The 19,909-nt window shown below is 61.9% G+C and carries 17 protein-coding genes; 5 read left to right on the top strand and 12 right to left on the bottom strand.

Features of this window, described 5'->3' with window-relative positions; translation table 11 throughout:
- Window positions 1-498: 498 nt before the first annotated feature.
- The 3 genes from BLU15_RS11645 to uvrA are packed head-to-tail and all read right to left on the bottom strand — an operon-like array spanning window position 499 to window position 4,763.
- Window positions 499-1,302: a DUF72 domain-containing protein gene (locus tag BLU15_RS11645; protein ID WP_034791394.1), complete on the bottom strand. Its 804-nt coding sequence runs from the start codon at window positions 1,300-1,302 to the stop codon at window positions 499-501.
- Window positions 1,303-1,344: 42 nt separating this feature from the next.
- Window positions 1,345-1,797 carry a GNAT family N-acetyltransferase gene (locus BLU15_RS11640; RefSeq protein WP_060606523.1) on the bottom strand — a complete coding sequence of 151 codons (453 nt, stop codon included), beginning with the start codon at window positions 1,795-1,797 and terminating at the stop codon, window positions 1,345-1,347.
- Window positions 1,798-1,841: 44 nt separating this feature from the next.
- Window positions 1,842-4,763, bottom strand: a complete 2,922-nt coding sequence (uvrA, locus tag BLU15_RS11635) for an excinuclease ABC subunit UvrA (protein WP_090295528.1) — start codon at window positions 4,761-4,763, stop codon at window positions 1,842-1,844.
- Between the two features lie 279 nt (window positions 4,764-5,042).
- On the opposite strand from uvrA, the gene BLU15_RS11630 reads away from it, so the two are divergent.
- Window positions 5,043-5,603, top strand: coding sequence for a single-stranded DNA-binding protein (locus BLU15_RS11630; protein ID WP_034791264.1), 561 nt, complete (start codon window positions 5,043-5,045; stop codon window positions 5,601-5,603).
- 112 nt (window positions 5,604-5,715) lie between these two features.
- Here BLU15_RS11630 and BLU15_RS11625 read toward each other — a convergent pair whose 3' ends face one another.
- Window positions 5,716-6,345, bottom strand: a complete 630-nt coding sequence (locus BLU15_RS11625) for a MarC family protein (protein WP_090295526.1) — start codon at window positions 6,343-6,345, stop codon at window positions 5,716-5,718.
- A 422-nt stretch (window positions 6,346-6,767) separates the two neighbouring features.
- Between BLU15_RS11625 and gyrA the strand changes: the two genes are divergently transcribed.
- Window positions 6,768-9,548, top strand: coding sequence for a DNA gyrase subunit A (gene gyrA, locus BLU15_RS11620; RefSeq protein WP_034791267.1), 2,781 nt, complete (start codon window positions 6,768-6,770; stop codon window positions 9,546-9,548).
- Window positions 9,549-9,649: 101 nt separating this feature from the next.
- Here the strand turns inward: gyrA and BLU15_RS11615 are convergent, their stop codons facing one another.
- A complete protein-coding gene (locus BLU15_RS11615) occupies window positions 9,650-10,564 on the bottom strand; it encodes a LysR family transcriptional regulator (protein ID WP_371589848.1) in 915 nt (304 codons plus the stop codon).
- A gap of 101 nt (window positions 10,565-10,665) precedes the next feature.
- Between BLU15_RS11615 and BLU15_RS11610 the strand changes: the two genes are divergently transcribed.
- Window positions 10,666-11,673, top strand: a complete 1,008-nt coding sequence (locus BLU15_RS11610) for an NAD-dependent epimerase/dehydratase family protein (protein ID WP_090295520.1) — start codon at window positions 10,666-10,668, stop codon at window positions 11,671-11,673.
- Window positions 11,674-11,713: 40 nt separating this feature from the next.
- On the opposite strand, the gene BLU15_RS11605 is transcribed toward BLU15_RS11610, so the two are convergent.
- Together BLU15_RS11605 and BLU15_RS11600 are read right to left on the bottom strand one after the other, a co-directional pair.
- A complete protein-coding gene (locus tag BLU15_RS11605) occupies window positions 11,714-12,586 on the bottom strand; it encodes a lytic transglycosylase domain-containing protein (protein ID WP_090295517.1) in 873 nt (290 codons plus the stop codon).
- Window positions 12,587-12,764: 178 nt separating this feature from the next.
- Window positions 12,765-13,274: a GNAT family N-acetyltransferase gene (locus BLU15_RS11600; RefSeq protein WP_090295516.1), complete on the bottom strand. Its 510-nt coding sequence runs from the start codon at window positions 13,272-13,274 to the stop codon at window positions 12,765-12,767.
- A gap of 37 nt (window positions 13,275-13,311) precedes the next feature.
- Here BLU15_RS11600 and BLU15_RS11595 point away from each other — a divergent pair, with 37 nt between their 5' ends.
- A complete protein-coding gene (locus tag BLU15_RS11595; protein ID WP_090295785.1) occupies window positions 13,312-13,881 on the top strand; it encodes a helix-turn-helix domain-containing protein in 570 nt (189 codons plus the stop codon).
- Between the two features lie 2 nt (window positions 13,882-13,883).
- On the opposite strand, the gene BLU15_RS11590 is transcribed toward BLU15_RS11595, so the two are convergent.
- The 5 genes from BLU15_RS11590 to trxB all read right to left on the bottom strand — a co-directional run bounded on the left by BLU15_RS11590 (window position 13,884) and on the right by trxB (window position 18,807).
- Window positions 13,884-14,687, bottom strand: coding sequence for an aminoglycoside phosphotransferase family protein (locus BLU15_RS11590; protein WP_090295782.1), 804 nt, complete (start codon window positions 14,685-14,687; stop codon window positions 13,884-13,886).
- Window positions 14,688-14,750: 63 nt separating this feature from the next.
- Entirely contained in the window at window positions 14,751-15,872 is a 1,122-nt protein-coding gene (locus BLU15_RS11585; RefSeq protein WP_090295514.1) for an alkene reductase, read from the bottom strand.
- Between the two features lie 42 nt (window positions 15,873-15,914).
- Complete coding sequence (locus BLU15_RS11580) at window positions 15,915-16,205, bottom strand: ArsR/SmtB family transcription factor (protein WP_090295510.1); 291 nt, start codon at window positions 16,203-16,205, stop codon at window positions 15,915-15,917.
- 614 nt (window positions 16,206-16,819) lie between these two features.
- Window positions 16,820-17,716, bottom strand: coding sequence for a LysR family transcriptional regulator VtlR (locus BLU15_RS11575; protein ID WP_034791460.1), 897 nt, complete (start codon window positions 17,714-17,716; stop codon window positions 16,820-16,822).
- Window positions 17,717-17,832: 116 nt separating this feature from the next.
- On the bottom strand, window positions 17,833-18,807 hold the full coding sequence (gene trxB, locus BLU15_RS11570; protein WP_034791290.1) for a thioredoxin-disulfide reductase: 975 nt from the start codon (window positions 18,805-18,807) through the stop codon (window positions 17,833-17,835).
- Between the two features lie 624 nt (window positions 18,808-19,431).
- Here trxB and BLU15_RS11565 point away from each other — a divergent pair.
- Window positions 19,432-19,902, top strand: a complete 471-nt coding sequence (locus tag BLU15_RS11565) for an Lrp/AsnC family transcriptional regulator (protein ID WP_034791292.1) — start codon at window positions 19,432-19,434, stop codon at window positions 19,900-19,902.
- Window positions 19,903-19,909: the final 7 nt, after the last annotated feature.

Raw genomic sequence — 19,909 nt, 5'->3', positions numbered from 1 at the left:
GGGAGAGGAACCGGGACTTGAACAATCCGGTCCGCCGCCGTTGCAACGTGAAATCCATTAACCGTGAATCGTCCGGAGGCGTCAAGGGGTGGTTTGTGACGGAAGTTTGAGCCCTAGATGTTGTGTGGACCGGCTGTGGAAAACGGGGACATCGGTCAACGCCATGAAAATCAGGCACTTCCGGAGGTTGCCTGTGAGACTGACGCAACGGTCGGCACGCAATCGAAATTTTGACGGGTAAAAACCCGCATAAAAAGTGTCCCTTACAGCAGGCTCGGTTGCATCGGTGAAAGCGATATGGGGTGGGGCAGTGATTCGTTTTTTGGCGGGCCCGTAAGCACCGGCATTTGGTTCGCAGCCGACGTCGGCGCGGCCTCAGCACGCCTGAACATCAACGCCTTGCGACAGGCCCGAAACTCCAAGCGTGGTGGGGCTCTCGGGCGCGGATGCGCCCTAGGCGGGCCAGACGCGTCTGCGCGCGGTCTGGCCCTGCTGATCTCAATCGACGCGCTTTTGCAGCTCGCGTGCGCCGTTCGGCGCATTCACCTTGCCCTCGGTGATGAAGTAGGCAAACACGTCACGCGGCTCCTTCTTGGCCGTGCGATCAGGCGCACTTTTTTCAAGCCCACTCGGCTCGTCGCCCGCCGCAAACGCCTTGGCACGCTCGGCCCAGAGGTCGAGCTTGTCGGCAGCATAGCAAGTCTTGATGTCGTCGCTGCCCTTTTGCAGGCGCAGATAGACAAAATCGGCAGTGACATCGGCGATCATCGGATAGTCCGCATGCTCGGCGAGCACCACGGCGACGCCGTATTTCTCCAACAGGGAGACAAAATCCGGAGACTGAAAGGTCGGGTTGCGGACCTCGACCACATGGCGCAGCGGCAAGCCGTCCTGCTTATCCGGCAGAAGCTTCAAAAAGCCTTCGAAATCGTCGGGCTCGAACTTCTTCGTCGGCGCAAACTGCCAGAGGATGGGGCCGAGATGAGGCCCAAGCTCGGTCAGTCCCTGCGTCAGGAATCGCTCCATGGATTCACCGGCTTCCGAGAGAACCTTGCGGTTGGTGACGAAGCGGCTCGCCTTCAGGGAGAAGATGAAATCATCAGGCACTTCCGACGCCCACTTGGCGAAGGTCTCCGGCTTCTGCGACGAATAGTAGGTGCCGTTCACCTCGATTGCCCGCAACTGCTTGCCGGCATATTCGAGCTGCCGCTTCTTTGCCAGCGTGTCGGGATAGAAGGTGCCTTCCCAGGGCTCGAAGGTCCAGCCGCCGATACCAACGCGGATCTTTCCGGATTTTGCCATGCCATCCTCCTCAACAACGGCCATCGCTTGACCGCGTGCTTTTCAGTCTTTGATCGATTTCGTCATGTCCACGAGTGCCCACCCTGGACGATAGGGATTGGGTCGGCGACCCGTTTCTTGAAATCCATAGGCGCGATAGAGCGCGATGTTTCGCTCCATGCGTGAATTGGTGTAGAGCCGCACCTCCGGCAAGCCCCACTCGGCCGCTTTGGCATCCACGAAGCGCAGCAATTCGATGCCGAACCCCTGGCGCTGATAGGCCGGGGCAACCGCAAGGCTGAAGATCATAAGGTGATCGGCGTGCCGTTCGAAAACGGCAAGCGCCGAGACAACCTCATCTCGCTCCCGAAGCCAGACCTCGTCGCGAAGGATGCGAGGCGCGTAGTCCTCGGTGACCGGGAGCGGCGGCCCACCAAAGAGCGCCCGATAGGGCTCATAGGCCGCCTCCGTCACGCTTTGCACGGCGGCCAGATCTTCCAGACGAGCAGGCCGCATCATGCCGTGATCACTCCTAAAGCGCGCCGACCAGATCGGCAGACTTACTCTGCTGCTTCGACCTTCTTCATCGGCCGGCGCTCCAGCAGCTCCTTCAGGAACAGGCCGGTATACGACCGCTTTTCCTTGACCACGTCTTCCGGCGTGCCCTTGGCGATGACTTCGCCGCCGCCGTCGCCGCCTTCAGGGCCGAAGTCGATCACCCAGTCGGCAGTCTTGATGACTTCGAGATTGTGCTCGATGACGACGACCGAATTGCCCTGGTTGACGAGCTCATGCAGAACTTCAAGAAGCTTTGCGACATCGTGGAAATGCAGGCCGGTGGTCGGCTCGTCGAGAATGTAGAGCGTGCGACCGGTCGAGCGCTTCGACAGTTCCTTGGCGAGCTTGACGCGCTGGGCCTCACCGCCCGAGAGCGTGTTGGCCTGCTGGCCGACCTTGATATAGCCGAGGCCGACCTGGTTGAGCGTGACGAGCTTGTCGCGCACCGAGGGAACGGCGGCGAAAAAGTCGACGCCTTCCTCGACGGTCATGTCGAGCACGTCGGCGATCGACTTGCCCTTGAAATGCACGTCGAGCGTTTCGCGGTTGTAGCGCTTGCCGTGGCAAACGTCGCAGGTGACGTAGACATCCGGCAGGAAGTGCATCTCGATCTTGATGACGCCGTCGCCTTGGCAGGCCTCGCAGCGGCCGCCCTTGACGTTGAAGGAGAACCGGCCCGGCTGATATCCGCGTGCCTTGGCTTCCGGCAGGCCGGCGAACCAGTCACGGATCGGCGTGAAGGCGCCGGTATAGGTTGCCGGGTTCGAGCGCGGGGTACGACCGATCGGCGACTGGTCGATGTCGATCACCTTGTCGATATGCTCGAAGCCATCGATGCGGTCGTGCTCGGCCGGGTTTTCGCGCGCGCCCATGATGCGGCGGGCGGCGGCCTTGTAGAGCGTCTCGATCAGGAAGGTCGACTTGCCGCCGCCGGAGACACCGGTAACGGCGGTGAAGACGCCGAGCGGGATCGAGGCGGTGACGTTCTTCAGGTTGTTGGCGCGGGCGCCGACGACGGTGATTTCCTTTTTCTTCTTCGGCTTGCGGCGTTCGGAGGGAACGGCAACCGAAAGCTCGCCGGACAGATACTTGCCGGTCAGCGATTTCGGATTGGCCATGATGTCCGACGGCGACCCTTGCGCGATGACTTCGCCGCCATGGATGCCGGCAGCCGGGCCGATATCGACGACATAGTCGGACGTCAGGATCGCGTCTTCGTCATGTTCGACGACGATCACCGTGTTGCCGATGTCGCGCAGATGCCGAAGCGTGTCCAGCAGGCGGGCGTTGTCGCGCTGGTGCAAGCCGATCGACGGCTCGTCGAGCACGTAGAGAACGCCGGTGAGGCCGGAGCCGATCTGCGAAGCCAGCCGAATGCGCTGGCTTTCACCGCCTGAGAGCGTTCCGGAATTGCGCGACAGGCTCAGATATTCGAGACCGACGTCGTTGAGGAAGCGCAGTCGGTCACGGATTTCCTTCAGGATGCGGACGGCGATTTCGTTCTGCTTGGCATTCAGATGCTCCGGCAGGACCTCGAACCAGTCGCGTGCAACGCGGATCGACATTTCGGTCACCTGACCGATATGCAGCTTGTCGATCTTGACCGCCAGCGCCTCCGGCTTCAGGCGGAAACCGGCGCAAGCCGGGCAGGGCGCAGCCGACATGTAGCGCTCGATCTCCTCGCGCGCCCAGGCGCTGTCGGTTTCCTTCCAGCGGCGTTCGAGATTGGGCACGATGCCCTCGAAGTTCTTGGTGGTGTTGTAGGAGCGGGCACCGTCCTCGTAATGGAAGACGATCTTCTCTTCCGTTCCGTGCAGGATCGCGTTCTGCGCCGCAGTCGACAGCTCGTTCCAGCGGCTGCCGAGTTTGAAGCCGAAGACCTTGCCGAGCGCTTCCAGCGTCTGGTTGTAGTAGGGAGAGGAGGATTTCGCCCAGGGCGCAATTGCGCCGTCGCGCAGCGTCCGGTGCTCTTCCGGCACGATCAGCGCCGTGTCGATCTTCTGCTGGCTGCCGAGACCGTCGCAGGTCGGGCACGCGCCGAAGGGGTTGTTGAACGAGAACAGCCGCGGCTCGATCTCGGAAATGGTGAAGCCGGAAACCGGGCAGGCGAACTTTTCCGAAAACAGCACGCGCTCGTGGGTTTCGTTCAGCGACTTGTTGGCCGAGCCGCCGGCAGCGGTCTCCTCGGGTGGCAGCGGCTTGTCAGCGAATTCGGCGACTGCGAGGCCATCGGCGAGCGTCAGGCAGGTCTCAAGGCTGTCGGCAAGGCGCGAGGCGAGGTCGGGCCGCACGACCACGCGGTCGACCACGACGTCGATGTCATGCTTGTACTTCTTGTCGAGTGCGGGCACCTCGGCGATCTCGTAGAAGGTGCCGTCGACCTTGACGCGCTGAAAGCCCTTCTTCATCAGTTCGGCGAGTTCTTTCTTGTACTCGCCCTTGCGGCCGCGCACGAGCGGCGCAAGAATATAGAGGCGCGTGCCTTCACCGAATTCGAGCACCCGGTCGACCATCTGGCTCACCGTCTGGCTTTCGATCGGCAGACCCGTCGCCGGCGAATAGGGGACCCCGACGCGCGCAAAGAGCAGGCGCATATAGTCGTAGATTTCGGTGACGGTACCGACCGTCGAGCGCGGATTGCGCGACGTCGTCTTCTGCTCGATCGAGATCGCCGGAGACAGGCCGTCGATCTGGTCGACGTCCGGCTTCTGCATCATTTCGAGGAACTGGCGCGCATAGGCCGAAAGGCTTTCGACATAGCGGCGCTGGCCTTCGGCATAGATCGTATCGAAAGCAAGCGAGGACTTGCCCGAGCCGGAAAGGCCGGTCATCACGATCAGCTTGTTGCGCGGCAGATCGAGGTCGATGCCTTTCAGATTGTGCTCGCGCGCACCACGAATGGAGATGGTCTTGAGTTCACTCATCGGAAGCCAGCTTTTGCATGTCGGTTGAAAGCCCCCTATGTAATGACGCCAACGCCCATGTCGAGGCGCAATCGGCAAAACAGGCGGCCAATTCGAGTCGGTTGACAGGATCATAGCCAAATACTAGAACAAATAAAGAACAAATCGCCCATAAAACGACCAAAACTGTTGTGGATTATGTGCGAGGCGGGGCGTATCGGCGGCATCAGGCCGCTAAGATGCGCGCTCTTGAAATTCCAAGCCGGGTCCATGGCCCGGTGAAACCACGGGAAAAGCAACATGGCTGGAAGCGTCAACAAGGTGATCTTGATCGGAAATGTCGGGGCAGACCCGGAAATCCGGCGCACGCAGGACGGCCGGCCGATCGCCAACCTGCGCATTGCAACGTCGGAGACCTGGCGCGACCGCAACAGCGGTGAGCGCAAGGAAAAGACCGAATGGCACACGGTCGTGGTCTTCAACGAAGGCCTCTGCAAGGTTGTCGAGCAATATGTGAAGAAGGGCGCCAAGCTCTACATCGAGGGCGCGCTGCAGACCCGCAAGTGGCAGGACCAGAACGGCAACGACCGTTACTCGACCGAAGTCGTGCTGCAGGGCTTCAACTCGACGCTGACCATGCTTGACGGCCGCGGCGAAGGCGGCGGCTCCGGTGTCAGCCGTGGCGGCGGCGGTGGAGCGGGTGACTTCGGCGGCGGCGGCAACTATGGCGGCGGCGGTTACGACGATTACGACCAGCCGCGCCAGTCCTCTGGCGGCGGTCGCTCGGGCGGTGGCCAGGGCGGTCAAGGCGGCCAGGGCGGCGGCTTCTCGCGCGACATGGACGACGATATCCCGTTCTGATCGCAAGCGGATCCTGTTACAGAAAAAAACGCCACGTCCTCGGGACGTGGCGTTTTTCGTTTCCGGTCTTCTTCGACTGCATCGGGCGAAGGATGCGCCCAGCCATCCGACCTCAGGTCGCCATCGCGGATTTGACGCCGTCGACGACGAACTGCACCGCGAGTGCTGCCAGGATCACGCCGAGCAGGCGGGTGAGGATGGCGCGGCCGGTGACGCCGAGAAAGCGATCGACGCGTTCAGCGATGACCAGCGCCAGAAACAGGCTGAGCATCGACAGCGCGATGACGATCAGGAGCTGAGTGCGCTCGACAGCGGTCGGGAACGAGCCGGCAAGCAGGATCGTTGCCGAAATCGCGCCCGGCCCGGCAATGAGCGGCAGGGCCAGCGGGAAGACCGCGATGTTGTGAATGTGGTCCTTGACCGTCGCATTCTCGCCGGTCTTTTCCTTGCGCTCCTGGCGCTTCTCGAAAATCATCTCGAAGGCGATCCAGAAGAGCAGCAGGCCGCCGGCGATGCGGAAGGCGCCGATCGAGATGCCGAGCAGGCCGAGGATGCTGTTTCCGAAGAGCGCAAAGGCCGCCAGGATGAAGAAGGCGATCAGCGAGCCACGGGTGGCCACCTGAAAGCGCTCCTGCCGGCTGAGGCCGACCGTGAGGCTCAGGAAGATCGGCGCGAGGCCAGGCGGATCGAGCGTGACGAGAAGCGTCGTCAGCGCATTGACCAGGAGGTCGACATTGAACATCCGTTTCCCCTTCCGGATTTTTGCCCCGGGTTTTCCCGGTGGCATGCCTACATTGTTAGGCAAGCGGCCGGGCATTGGGAAGGGGCAGACAAACAAAGTCTCAGCAATGACTTAATCAGCAATCGCTGCGAGCGTAGAGGCCGGAAATCCGCGGCGAGTCGGGCTTTGACGGACAGGCTCTTCCGATTTCCGGCGCGATGCCCTAGAAAAGCCTGCTCCGGCGGCAAAAGACTGTTCACAACTGCTGTGCGGCTCACCGGTCCCGATTGGGATAACTGGGTGAATCGTACAGCGAATCAAGGCATTACAAGGACATCTTCACAGTCCGGCGGGCAAGTGGCGCCAAAGGCCGCAAATTGGCGCTTCCGATGGCAATCCGCTATAAATATCCGACTGATTCTGAACAAAGATCGTGATCACCATTGACTGAGCAAAGCACCCCCGGCGGCGGAAAAACTCCGCCAGGCATCGAGCCGATTTCCATCATCGAGGAAATGCAGCGGTCCTATCTCGATTACGCGATGAGCGTTATCGTCAGCCGCGCGCTTCCCGACGTGCGTGACGGTCTGAAACCCGTGCACCGCCGCATCCTCTACGGGATGAGCGAGCTCGGCATCGACTGGAACAAGAAATACGTCAAATGCGCCCGTGTGACCGGGGACGTGATGGGTAAGTACCACCCGCACGGCAACGCCGCGATCTACGACGCGCTGGCACGCATGGCGCAGGACTGGTCGCTCCGCCTGCCGCTGATCGACGGCCAGGGCAACTTCGGTTCGGTCGACGGCGACCCGCCCGCGGCCGAGCGCTACACCGAATGCCGCCTGCAGAAGGCCGCGCATTCGCTGCTCGACGATCTCGACAAGGAAACGGTCGACTTCCGCGACAACTATGACGGCACCCTGCAGGAGCCGGCGGTCGTTCCCGCGAAGTTCCCGAACCTGCTCGTCAACGGCGCCGGCGGTATTGCCGTCGGCATGGCGACGAACATTCCGCCGCACAACCTGGTCGAAGTCATCAACGGCTGCATGGCGCTGATCGACAATCCGGCGATCGAACTGCCGGAACTGATGGAAATCATCCCCGGCCCGGATTTCCCGACTGGCGCGCTGATCCTTGGCCGCTCGGGCATCCGCTCGGCCTATGAGACCGGCCGCGGCTCCGTCATCATGCGCGGCCGTGCGCATATCGAACCGATGCGCGGCGACCGCGAGCAGATCATCATCACCGAGATCCCGTTCCAGGTGAACAAGGCGACGATGATCGAGAAGATGGCCGAGCTGGTCCGCGAGAAGCGTATCGAAGGCATCTCGGACCTGCGTGACGAATCGGACCGCCAGGGCTACCGCGTCGTCATCGAACTGAAGCGCGATGCCAATGCCGATGTCATCCTGAACCAGCTTTACCGCTACACGCCGCTGCAGACCTCGTTTGGCTGCAACATGGTGGCACTGAACGGCGGCAAGCCCGAGCACATGACGCTGCTCGACATGCTGCGTGCCTTTGTCTCGTTCCGCGAGGAAGTTGTTAGCCGGCGTACGAAATACCTGCTGCGCAAGGCGCGTGACCGTGCCCATGTGCTCGTCGGTCTTGCCATCGCGGTTGCCAACATCGACGAAATCATCAAGCTCATCCGCCATGCGCCCGACCCGCAGACGGCGCGCGAGCAGTTGATGGAGCGCCGCTGGCCGGCCCATGACGTCGAGAGCCTCATCCGCCTCATCGACGACCCGCGCCACCGCATCAACGAGGATGGCACCTACAACCTCTCGGAAGAGCAGGCCCGCGCCATCCTCGACCTGCGCCTGCAGCGCCTGACAGCGCTCGGCCGCGACGAAATCGGCGACGAACTCAACAAGATCGGCGAGGAAATCAAGGATTACCTCGACATCCTGTCGTCGCGCCTGCGTATCATGAGCATCGTCAAGGACGAACTCGTCGCCATCCGCGACGAGTTCGGCACCCCGCGCCGGTCCGAGATCATGGAAGGCGGCCCCGACATGGACGATGAGGATCTCATCGCCCGTGAAGACATGGTCGTGACCGTCTCGCATCTCGGCTACATCAAACGCGTGCCGCTGACGACCTACCGCGCGCAGCGCCGTGGCGGCAAGGGCCGTTCGGGCATGGCGACCCGGGACGAGGATTTCGTTACCCGGCTATTCGTTGCCAATACCCATACGCCGGTTCTGTTCTTCTCCTCGCGTGGCATCGTCTACAAGGAGAAGGTCTGGCGCCTGCCGATCGGCACGCCGCAATCGCGCGGCAAGGCGCTGATCAACATGCTGCCGCTGGAACCCGGCGAACGCATCACCACGATCATGCCGCTGCCCGAGGATGAGGCAACCTGGGAAAACCTCGACGTCATGTTCTCGACGACCCGCGGCACGGTTCGCCGCAACAAGCTGTCGGACTTCGTCCAGGTCAACCGCAACGGCAAGATCGCGATGAAGCTCGAGGAAGAGGGCGACGAGATTCTCTCCGTCGACACCTGTACGGAGCATGACGACGTCATGCTGACGACAGCGCTCGGCCAGTGCATCCGCTTCCCGGTCGACGACGTGCGCGTCTTTGCCGGCCGCAACTCGATCGGCGTTCGTGGCATCAATCTCGGCGACGGCGACCGCATCATCTCGATGGCGATCCTTGGCCATGTCGAGGCCGAACCGTGGGAGCGTGCCGCCTATCTCAAGCGCGCTGCGGCGGAACGTCGGGCGACGAACGGCGACGAGGAAGAAATCGCTCTGGTCGGCGAGGAAGTCGCTGACGGCGGAGAACTGTCGAACGAACGCTTCGAGGAACTGAAGGCACGCGAACAGTTCGTGCTGACGGTCTCGGAGAAGGGCTTCGGCAAGCGCTCGTCGTCCTACGATTTCCGGACTTCGGGCCGTGGCGGCAAGGGCATCCGCGCCACCGACACCTCGAAGACGACGGAAATTGGCGTGCTCGTCGCGGCCTTCCCGATCGAAGACAACGACCAGATCATGCTTGTATCCGACGGCGGCCAATTGATCCGCGTGCCGATCAATGGCGTCCGGCTTGCGAGCCGCGCGACCAAGGGCGTTACCATCTTCTCGACCGCCAAGGACGAGAAGGTCGTTTCGGTCGAGCGCATCAGCGAACCGGAAAGCGACGAAGAGGAAGGCGAAGAGGCGGCCGTCGAGAACGGCGCAGCGGAAACGCCAGCCGAATCCGAAGATTAAGCGCTCGACTTGAAGTGCCAAGGAAACTGAAAGCCCGCCATTTTGGCGGGCTTTTTTGTGCGTAGGACTAGTATTGAGCAGCAGCGGGAGGTGTCTGAAAGTCAGATTTCGGTATTCGCGTCTGCAAGCGCAGTGCCACGAATATAGGCCCGCAGTCCCGCGGCAAGTGCGTCGAACGTGACGCGACAGCGGGGAGCCGTCTTCAGGTTCTCATGCATCACCAGCCAGGTATCGAGCTTCATCTCGAACAGGCCGGGCAGCACTGGGCGGAGGTCGGGATCGCGTGCCGCAAGTCCGTTCTGGCAGATGCCGACGCCGAAGCCGGCGCGGATTGCGGCCAATTGGGCAAGATTGCTGTCGGCCCTCAGCGCAAAGCGTGTAGCCGGCAGTTCGGGCGAGCGGGCGATGATCGCCCGGATCGCAGCAGTCTCTCGGTCGTAACCGATCAGGCTGTGATTGCTAAGGTCTGCCAGTGTCTGCGGCATGCCGCGTCGCTCGATGTAGCGGCGATGGGCGTGAAAGCCTAAGGGAACCGCGCCGAGATGGCGGGCGATCAGCGCATCCTGTGCGGGCGCCACCATGCGCACCGCGATATCGGCCTCCTGGCGCAAGAGGTCCTCGACCGTGTCCGAGGCGGAGAGCTCGATCGTCAATGCAGGATAGGCGGCGTGCAGTTCTGAAAGGATCGGCGGCAGGACCTCGATGCCGATGACTTCGCTGGCGCTGATGCGCACAGTGCCGCTGACCGTATCGCGCTGGCCCGACGCGGCGCGCAAGAGCGCAGCCGACGTCGCGGCGAGCGTCTCGGCATAGGGCTTGAGTGCCAACGCGGCGTCGGTCGGCAACAGACCGTGCGGGGAGCGCACGAACAGCGGATAGCCGAGTGTCGCTTCCATGGCGTCCACGTGCCGGCCAACGGTCGGTTGCGTCAGGCCAAGCTCGCGGGCGGCGGCTGACAACGATCCCTCCTTAAGCACGGCGAGGAATGTTCGGTAGAAATCCCAGCTCAAATCCATCTTGCTCATGGATTTCAGTATAGCCGCGCAAGGTTTTTCGGCAATTCCGTTTAGCTCGTGAATGCGTGATCCTGCCTTCATCGAAGCGGATGGAGTGTGACATGACCGAGATGCAGCAGAGAACAAGACGTGTGCTGGTGCTCGGCGCGACGGGCGGTATCGGCAGCGCCGTCGCCCGTGGGCTCCTCAGGCGCGGCTGGCAGGTGCATGCCTTGAACCGAAACGCCGCGACGGCGGCGCAGGCCGAGCCGGCGTTCGACTGGCGGCAAGGCGATGCCATGAACGCGGACGACGTTCGCACTGCTGCCGAAGGGGTGGATCTGATCGTGCACGCGGTCAATCCGCCGGGTTACCGCAATTGGGGCACCTTGGTGCTGCCGATGCTGGACAATACGATCGCCGCCGCCAAGGCCACCGGTGCACGCATCCTTTTACCGGGAACGATCTACAATTTCGGCCGCGACGCCTTTCCCGTCCTGACGGAGGACGCGCCGCAGAACCCGGATACCGACAAGGGTCTGATCCGCAGGGAGATGGAGCGCCGTCTGAAGGACGCCTCGGAGGCAGGTGTCGGCGTCATCATCGTGAGGGCAGGCGACTTCTTCGGTCCCGGTGCGGCCAATAACTGGTTTTCGCAAGGGCTGATAAAGCCGGGCAGAGCGTTGGGCGCGATTTCCTACCCGGGCCGCGAGGGGATCGGCCACCAATGGGCCTATCTGCCCGATGTCGCCGAAACCATGATCCGCCTCGTCGAGCGCGCCGAGGACCTGCCGCCTTTCGCCGTTTACCACATGCGCGGCTTCCTCGACCGCAATGGAACCGAGATGATCGCGGCGATCCGCCGGGTTGTCGGCAAGCCGGCGCTTCCCGTCCGGGCCTTCCCGTGGTGGCTGATCGACTTGGCTTCGCCCTTCGTTCCGCTCTTCAGGGAGTTGCGCAAGATGCGCTATCTCTGGCGCGAACCGTTGAGAATGCCAAACGAGCGGCTGCTTGCCGTGCTCGGCGAAGAGCCGCACACGCCGATCGACGAGGCGGTTGCAACGACGCTCGTCGGACTTGGCTGCCTGAACGCCCCGCGGGCGCTTCCGCAAGGGATTGCCGCAGGCTAGCGCGCGCTCATGTCCAGGATCGGACAGGCCTCGATAGCTGTCAGTTCCGGAAGACGAGGCAAGCGCCGCCACTCTTGCGGATGGTGGCGCAAAGCTTGTTCGCGTCCGCCTGGGTCTCGCGGCCGATGCGTGCGGCGTAGCGGATTCGCAGGCCGAAGCTGGCATTGCGCTCGCGCAGCAGAAGCGCCTTCTCGCTGCGGATCGGCTCCGGCAGGCGCTTGACGGCGCTGACGAACAGTCGCTGCGCCACTGATTTCTGGAAATGCGCGGCAAGCTGTACGCCCCAGGGCGCCCATTCGGCTTCGTCGATCACCTCGATGTCGCGGAGGTTGCGGGTGCTGGCGAGCGCCACACAGCCGTCGATGAAGCTCTTGTTCTTGTCGAGCGTCAGGTCGAGGATCTTCGGCGGATTGTCGCGCCAGTCCTCGACGCTGTAGGCGGTGATCGCGAGCACGTAGTTGCGCGTTTCCGCCGGCAGCCAATCGACCTCGAGAAAACGCTCCAGCCCGTTCTCGCCGGCATTGTAGGCGGCAGCCGCATAGCCGAGATTGCCGTAGCGCGACTTGAGTTCGTTCAGATACTCTGCCGACTTGCCAAGCGCCTCGACGACATCGAAGCTGTTGTTGAGCCCTCGCATCTTCGCCGTTCCAGGCATGAATTGCGCGATGCCTTCGGCACCCTTGGGGCTGACGGCATTGGGCCGGAACAGGCTTTCGCGCCAGATGAGCCGGGCGAAGAAGGCCGCGGGCAGGTCGTTGACCGTCGCATAGTGGTCGATCACGCCGCAGATATCGCGGGCGAAGTTTTCCTTGCTGATGCAGAGCGACTTGGCGGAGTCGGTGGCCGACGGGCCGGAATAGACGCACTTGGGCTGCGCGGCGAAGTCGTCGATACGAGCCTCTGCCTCGCTCATGTTTAATGCAGGAATGCTGACAGCCAACGCCAGTGCCGCTCTCGCGATACGCGCCCAGGCGCCCGATCTGACCTTCCGCCGAAGACCCACGTCAAAACATTTCCAGAAACAGTCCTTGAAGGTTCATAGCATCTCCCGCCGCCTAGACAAACGGCCATTGTCGAGGCGCCGCCGCGGGTTAGCGCGGCGAGCCCGTCGGAAGCACCAGTTGCATGAATGTCAGATCAAGCCAGCGGCCGAACTTCGTGCCGACCTCACGCTGCCGGCCGGTATCCTCGAAACCCAGTTGGGCATGAAGGCGGATCGAGGCTGCGTTCTCCGATTCGATGCCGGCGATCATCACATGTTTGCCAAGCCGTTCGGCCTCGGCGATCAACGCGACCATGAGTTTCCGGCCGATGCCGCCACCGCGCCGATCCTTGTGAACATAGACGGAGTGCTCGACCGTATGGCGATAGCCATCGAAGGCGCGCCAATCGCCGAAGGATGCATAGCCGATGACATCGCCTTCCTCGGAGACCGCCACCAGTACAGGATAACCCACGTCCGTGCGCGCCTTCAACCAGGCCACGCGATTGGCGACATCGACCAGGGTCTCGTTCCAGATCGCCGTCGTGTTCGCCACGGCGTCGTTGTAGATCTCGCAGATGACTGGCATATCGTCTTGGATGGCCGCCCGGATCAGCATGCTTGCTCCTCGCATTCGTTCACTATATGACTACGATATGAATACTAAAGTAGACAGTCTGGATCAACGGCTCAGTGAACGAATTCGTCTGGAAAGAGAGGGGCGCGGCTGGTCGCTGAGCGAGCTTTCGGAGCGATCGGGCGTCTCGCGCGCGATGATCCACAAGGTAGAGCGGGGCGATAGCAGCCCGACGGCGACGCTGCTGGCAAAGCTCGCCGGCGCGTTCGGGCTCACCATGTCCAGCCTGATCGCGCGTGCGGAGATTAGCCAGGGCAGGCTGTCGCGGCGCCAGGATCAGGCGGTGTGGCGCGATCCGCAGACCGGATATCTTCGGCGCCACGTCTCGCCGATGTCGGACCTGCCGCTGGAGCTCGTCGAGGTCGAGCTTCCGGCCGGCGCCGAGGTGCCGATCCCGGCATCCGCCTATGCGCTCCATCGCCGGTGGATATGGGTGACTGCGGGGCGCCTGACCTTCGTGGAAGGACTGGAGACCCATACGCTCGGCATCGGGGATTGCCTGGAGCTCGGCCCGCCGCAGGATTGCGTCTTCCGCAATGTCGGCGGAGAGACCTGTATCTACGCCGTCGTCCTGTTGCGGACGGGTTGAGCCTAGCTGCCGAGCTCGGCGATTGCGATCCGCGCCATCGTAAGGTCGTTCTCGACGCCGAAATCGTCATGGTCTTCCAGGAACCAGGCTGCGGAAAGCCCGGCATAGGCAAGCACCCAGTTGAGAATGCGGTGCGGGTGAAGGCCGGTCTCCTTCGCGACAATCGGCAGATGCCGCTGCAGCCGGCCCGGAGCGGTGACCAGGGGCAGTTCCGGATTGCAGAACAGGTTGGCGTAGTCGTATCCGCGATCGCCGAGGACGCGTTTCGGATCGATCGCCAGCCAGCCGCGGTCGCCAAAATCGAGGATGTTGGCGTGGTGGACGTCGGCATGCAGCACGACCGGCGGTTCGGGATCTGCAAAAAGGCTTTTCGCCGCCTCGAGCGCGCGGGCAAAGAGACCGCCTTGAGCGGGAGCAGCCGTCTCCAGGGAAGCGAACCATTTGTCGAGTGGAACGAGACCGCCGGGAACCGGTGTTGAGCGCGGCGCATGGAGCTCGGCGACGGTGCGGCAGATGATGCGCGTCACTTCCTCGTCGCTTCCGGTCATCGCCATGTGGAAAAGGTTGCGCTGGCTGTCCGTGCGCTCCATCAGCACCGCGTCGCCATCGGCTTCATAGACCTTTGCAGCGCCATGCCCGTTCCAGTAGAGCAGGGGCAGGCGACCATACTTCTCTTCCGGGTCCTCGGCGACCTTGAGCATCGCCTGCTGGCCGCGATAGCGGACGGGGTAAAGACGGCTGGAGGGGGTTACGATGACGTCGCCGTCAGGATGCAATGACCATTTTTCTGAATATAGCGAAAACATAAGCTCTTCATTCCCAAAGACAAATGCCCCGCCGAAGAGGCGGAGCATTGCCATGTGGGAGTGTCAGGCGACCTGTTCAAGGGCTGGATAGTCGGTATAGCCCTTGGCGCCACCGCCGTAGAAGGTTGCCTGATCCGGCGCGTTGAGCGGCGCATCGCGCTTCAACCGTTCGACGAGATCCGGGTTGGCGATGAACGGCTTGCCGAAAGCGACAAGGTCGGCTTCGCCGTCCTTGACCGTCTTTACCGCGAGTGCCCTGTCATAGCCATTATTGGTCATCCAGGCAGCCTTGCCGCCGGCAGCGACATAGGTCGAACGCAGGGCGTCGTAGTCGAATGGCTGGTCGCCCTGCTGGTGGTCGCGCGGGCCGCCGGTCGCGCCTTCGATGATGTGGACATAGGCGAGGGGGTAGCGAGCGAGGTTCTTGACCACATGGCCGAACACCTCCTGCGGTTGCGGATCAAAGGCATCGTTGGCGGGAGTGACGGGCGAAAGGCGGATACCGACCCGGCCGGCGCCGATTTCATTCGTCACGACATCCATGACCTCGAACAAAAAGCGGGCGCGGTTTTCGATCGAACCGCCGTAGGTATCCGTGCGGTGGTTCGAACCCGAACGCAGGAACTGGTCAATGAGATAGCCGTTGGCCGCATGGATCTCGATGCCATCGAAGCCGGCGTCGATCGCGGCGCGCGCAGCCTTGCGATAGTCCTCGACGATCGCTTCGATCTCGGTGGTCTCCAGTGCATGCGGCTCGGAGGTTTCGGCAAAGGAGCCAGTACCGTCCGAATTGACCAGATAGGTCTTCGACTTGGCGCGAACGGCCGACGGCGCAACAGGCTTGCCGCCACCCGGCTGCAGAGAATCATGCGAAATGCGACCGACATGCCACATCTGGACGACGATCCGGCCGCCCTTGGCGTGCACCGCGTCCGTCACCTTGCGCCAGCCTTCAAGCGCTTCCGGCGTATAGAGGCCCGGAACGTCGGCATAGCCCTGGCCCTGCTGGGTGATCGCCGTTCCCTCCGAGATCAGCAGGCCTGCCGTCGCGCGCTGCTCGTAGTAGGTCACATTCAGGGTGTTCGGAACGGCGCCCGGGGATCGGTTGCGGGTGAGCGGCGCCATCACGATGCGGTTTTTCAGCGCGATGTCACCAATGGTGATGGGGTCGAAAAGCGAGGCCATGGGAGGTCCTTTCAGGGGGCTGCTTGGGAGAAGGTGGTTGATTCAGAGATCGCCGATGCTCTCGAGGAAGGCGGCGATCGTCTCTTCATCGCGGCGGTAGAAGATCCATTGGCCAACCTTGCGGGTTGTCACGAGGCCGGCGCGCTGAAGCACAGCGAGATGCGAGGAAACGGTCGACTGCGACAGGCCGCAGCGTTCGAACTGGCCGGCACATACGCCGAGATCGAGCGGATGCTCCTGGGTCGGAAAATGGCGCTGCGGCTCCTTCAGCCAGGCGAGGATGTTCACCCGCAAGGGATGGGCAAGCGCCTTGAGGATTTCGTCTCGGTCCATGGTATATCGCCATATCGTGTTTTAACGATAAATGTATCGCTAAAACACGATATTCAAATCACAAGACCGTGAGCGTGCTGCAGGCAAAAAAAGAGGGCCTCAAGAAAACTTGGGCCCTTGTAGTTGTGAAGGTAATAAGAACCTCCAGAGGGGAACAGCTAATGCGGTGGCGGGGAGGAGAAGCCACCAAGAATGCATCAGCTGCATTTTAATATGGGAAGCGAAGTATCGGCTTTCAATAGCCGGCTGTGATTTTCGTCACGTTTCGCCTGTATCTAACAGTAGACAAAAAAAGAGGGCCACAAGATGACTTGGGCCCTTATAAGTTGTGAAGGTAATTAAACCTCCAGAGGGGAACAGCTGCTGCGGTGGCACTGGGAGGAGAAGCCACCAAAGATGCATCAGCTGAGTTTGGTATGCTGCTTTTTTGGGCGCGCAACAATCATTTTCTGTGCATGACAGCCATGTCATGCGCGCATCCCTGCCTATTTCTGCGGCGAACAATAAAAATGCGCCGCACAATATAGACGGCGAATCCGTAATATCGATGTAAAAACAGATGGTTGACGGCCTCTTGGGGAAATGCTCGGAAAATGAGCATTCGCCGAAGCGTCTTAAAAGTTCCAGTTGCGGGCCTTGGCGACGATGTAGTCGCGGAAGACCTTGAGCTTCGCGGCGTTCTTCATCTCGTCCGGATAGCAGAAATAGGTATCGAAGGACGGGATGTCGGCGCTGATCGGCAGCTGGATGAGGCCAGGATCGCGGCCGACGATATAGTCGGGCAGCATGGCGACGCCGATGCCGAGCAGGCAGGCGCGCTTGATCGAGGTCTGGCTGTTGATCTGCAGGTGCGACACGCGTGGATTGTCGGAATCGCGGCCGGCGATCTCGAGCCAGTTCACGTCGAGCAGATAGTTCGGCGCCGGCTCGCCGAATGTGATGATGCGGTGGTTGTCGAGGTCCTCGACCGACTGCGGCTCGCCATACTTGTTGATGTAGGAGGGGGCGGCGTAAACGTGCATGTGCACGGTGAAGAGCTTGCGCTGGATGAGGTCCGACTGCTGCGGCTGACGCAGGCGGATGGCACAGTCCGCGTGGCGCATGTTCACGTCCAGCTCCTCATTGTCGAGGATGAGCTGAACCTGCACGTCCGGGTGCAGCGACATGAACTCCTGGATCTTGTCGGTGAGCCAGCCCTGGCCGAGCCCGACCGTGGTGGTGATGCGCAGCTTGCCGCTCGGCTTGTCCGTGGTTTCGCTCAGTTGGACCTTGACACTCTCGAGCTTCATCAGCACTTCATGCGCGGTGCGATAGAGGATCTCGCCCTGTTCCGTGAGGATCAGGCCGCGCGCATGGCGGTGGAACAGCTTGATGCCGACATCCTGCTCCAGCGAACTCACCTGCCGGCTGATCGCGGACTGCGAAAGATGAAGCTTGTCTGCCGCATGGGTGAACGACCCAGCCTCGGCCGCCGCGTGAAAAATGCGCAGTTTGTCCCAGTCCAGCGACATGTAGTCCCCCATAAGAAACCACTCCGGAAGACGGGGTCCTGTCTTCCGGGCGTGGCTGATGCATCTGTTCCCACACGGGCGAGGTGCCTCAGCGGCACCACCCCGATTCGCAGCTTCTATTCGGCTGCAATTGCGACGGGCATATGACCCGCCAGGTATTTCTCGGCCTCAAGCGCTGCCATGCAGCCCATGCCGGCCGCCGTAACCGCTTGACGGTAAATGTCGTCCGTCACGTCGCCTGCGGCAAAAACGCCGGGCACGTCGGTCGCCGTCGAATCGGCCGCGGTCCAAAGATAGCCGTTGGACTTCTGCCGAAGCTTGCCTTTGAAAAGTTCGACTGCCGGCGCGTGGCCGATCGCGACGAACACGCCGTCGGTGACCATGTCGGAGGTTTCGCCGGTCTTGGTGTTGCGCAGCTTCACGCCGTTGACGGAAGCGGGCATCGGCGGCTTGGCCGGCGCACCCAGGTATTCCGTGACCTCGTGATCCCAGATCACCTTGACGTTCGGCTTGGCGAACAGGCGCTCTTGCAGGATCTTCTCGGCGCGGAAGCTATCACGGCGGTGAACGACAGTGACCGTCTTGGCGAGGTTCGAGAGATAGAGCGCTTCCTCAACGGCCGAGTTGCCGCCGCCGACGACGATCACGTCCTTGTTGCGATAGAAGAAGCCGTCACAGGTGGCGCAGGCCGAGACGCCGAAGCCCATGAAGGTCGGTTCGGTCTCGATGCCGAGCCACTTGGCCTTGGCGCCGGTTGCGATGATCAGCGCGTCCGCCGTCCAGTCGTTACCGCTGTCGGTCTTGATGCGGAACGGGCGCACCGACAGATCGACATCGGTCACGAGATCGTTGACGATCTCGGCGCCGACATGGGTCGCCTGCTTCAGCATCTGTTCCATCATCCACGGGCCTTGGACCGGATCGGCATAGCCCGGGTAGTTTTCGACGTCAGTCGTGATCATCAACTGGCCGCCCTGTTCCATACCGGCGATCAGTACGGGCTCGAGCATGGCGCGCGCCGTATAGATGGCGGCGGTATAGCCAGCCGGGCCGGAGCCGATGATCAGCACTTTCACGTGACGGGCAGTCATAATCTTGTCCTTCGCTCATCGGAGAGGATTGCCTCCACATCCGATTCCATTGCGTCAATGGGAAATCGTCCCATACTTTAGGTATTCCCCACCATGACTTTCAAGAGTGCGCAGCCTGATACACACAAGTGCTTGAGCCTCAAGCCCGCTTTTGCCACCAGATGACGCGCTTAGGGCACAGGCGTCGGCCCGGCATCGATCCGCGCCTCGCGCCGACAATGGAGCGCTCTTCGCGTCGCTCCTGAAGATGTCCACCTCTATTTGCGCATCTACCGGCATCGCCAACGCCATTTTCCCGCGAATAGTCGGCCGGGCTGCTTGTTGTCCAGCGGGTTTGACGATATTTCACGCGGATTCACTTTGCTGGAGAAGCATATGGGGTTGAATGCCGGCCGTGCATGGTTGCACTGCGAAAGCGCTGCGCTCGGCCACGCACCGACTCGAGACGACCTTGCCCTTGACGAGCGCGCCTTGCTGAAAATCTCGACCGAGATGATCGCGGCAGCGCCGGGATAGGCAGACATCAGTCGACGTCGCCCGCCATCGGGGCAACCTCACCATCGGCAGACACAAGTTTTCGACTTTGCCTCGCGCTCAAAGTCACCACGAAAAGGACGAACGTTCATGACGAAACAAGTCGAGCTCGACGCTATCGATCTCAAGATCCTTCGCGAGCTCCAGCGTGATGGCCGGATGACCAATGTCGATCTCGCGCAAAGGGTCGGCATCTCCGCGCCGCCCTGCCTCCGGCGCGTGCGCAAGCTCGAAGAGACCGGCGTCATCAAGGGCTATCACGCACTGCTGAACGCACCGGCGCTCGGCTTCGATCTCGTCGCTTTCTGCATGGTCGGCCTGAAGCGTCAGTCGGAGGCCGACCTCAAGGCGTTCTCGGCCGCTACTGCAGAATGGCAGATCGTCCGGCAGGCCTGGACGGTTTCCGGCGAAAGCGACTTCCTGCTGCATTGTGTTGCCGAAAACCTCACGACTTTCCAGGATTTCGTCATCGAAGTGCTGACGGCCAATGAACGGGTCGACACGGTGCGCACGATGCTGACCATTCGCCAGGTCAAGGATATCGGCCTCGTCCAGATCTAAGGCCCGC

The organism is Ensifer sp. YR511 (assembly GCF_900103045.1).
Lineage (GTDB): Bacteria > Pseudomonadota > Alphaproteobacteria > Rhizobiales > Rhizobiaceae > Ensifer > Ensifer adhaerens.
This window is presented reverse-complemented; position numbering and strand designations above follow the sequence as displayed.

Coding starts and splice junctions, on each gene's coding strand:
- BLU15_RS11645 (WP_034791394.1), bottom strand. CDS start 1,302: ATGGCAAAATCCGGAAAGATCCGCGTTGGTATCGGCGGCTGGACCTTC.
- BLU15_RS11640 (WP_060606523.1), bottom strand. CDS start 1,797: ATGCGGCCTGCTCGTCTGGAAGATCTGGCCGCCGTGCAAAGCGTGACG.
- uvrA (WP_090295528.1), bottom strand. CDS start 4,763: ATGAGTGAACTCAAGACCATCTCCATTCGTGGTGCGCGCGAGCACAAT.
- BLU15_RS11630 (WP_034791264.1), top strand. CDS start 5,043: ATGGCTGGAAGCGTCAACAAGGTGATCTTGATCGGAAATGTCGGGGCA.
- BLU15_RS11625 (WP_090295526.1), bottom strand. CDS start 6,345: ATGTTCAATGTCGACCTCCTGGTCAATGCGCTGACGACGCTTCTCGTC.
- BLU15_RS11615 (WP_371589848.1), bottom strand. CDS start 10,564: ATGGATTTGAGCTGGGATTTCTACCGAACATTCCTCGCCGTGCTTAAG.
- BLU15_RS11610 (WP_090295520.1), top strand. CDS start 10,666: ATGACCGAGATGCAGCAGAGAACAAGACGTGTGCTGGTGCTCGGCGCG.
- BLU15_RS11605 (WP_090295517.1), bottom strand. CDS start 12,586: ATGAGCGAGGCAGAGGCTCGTATCGACGACTTCGCCGCGCAGCCCAAG.
- BLU15_RS11600 (WP_090295516.1), bottom strand. CDS start 13,274: ATGCTGATCCGGGCGGCCATCCAAGACGATATGCCAGTCATCTGCGAG.
- BLU15_RS11595 (WP_090295785.1), top strand. CDS start 13,312: ATGAATACTAAAGTAGACAGTCTGGATCAACGGCTCAGTGAACGAATT.
- BLU15_RS11590 (WP_090295782.1), bottom strand. CDS start 14,687: ATGTTTTCGCTATATTCAGAAAAATGGTCATTGCATCCTGACGGCGAC.
- BLU15_RS11585 (WP_090295514.1), bottom strand. CDS start 15,872: ATGGCCTCGCTTTTCGACCCCATCACCATTGGTGACATCGCGCTGAAA.
- BLU15_RS11580 (WP_090295510.1), bottom strand. CDS start 16,205: ATGGACCGAGACGAAATCCTCAAGGCGCTTGCCCATCCCTTGCGGGTG.
- BLU15_RS11575 (WP_034791460.1), bottom strand. CDS start 17,716: ATGTCGCTGGACTGGGACAAACTGCGCATTTTTCACGCGGCGGCCGAG.
- trxB (WP_034791290.1), bottom strand. CDS start 18,807: ATGACTGCCCGTCACGTGAAAGTGCTGATCATCGGCTCCGGCCCGGCT.
- BLU15_RS11565 (WP_034791292.1), top strand. CDS start 19,432: ATGACGAAACAAGTCGAGCTCGACGCTATCGATCTCAAGATCCTTCGC.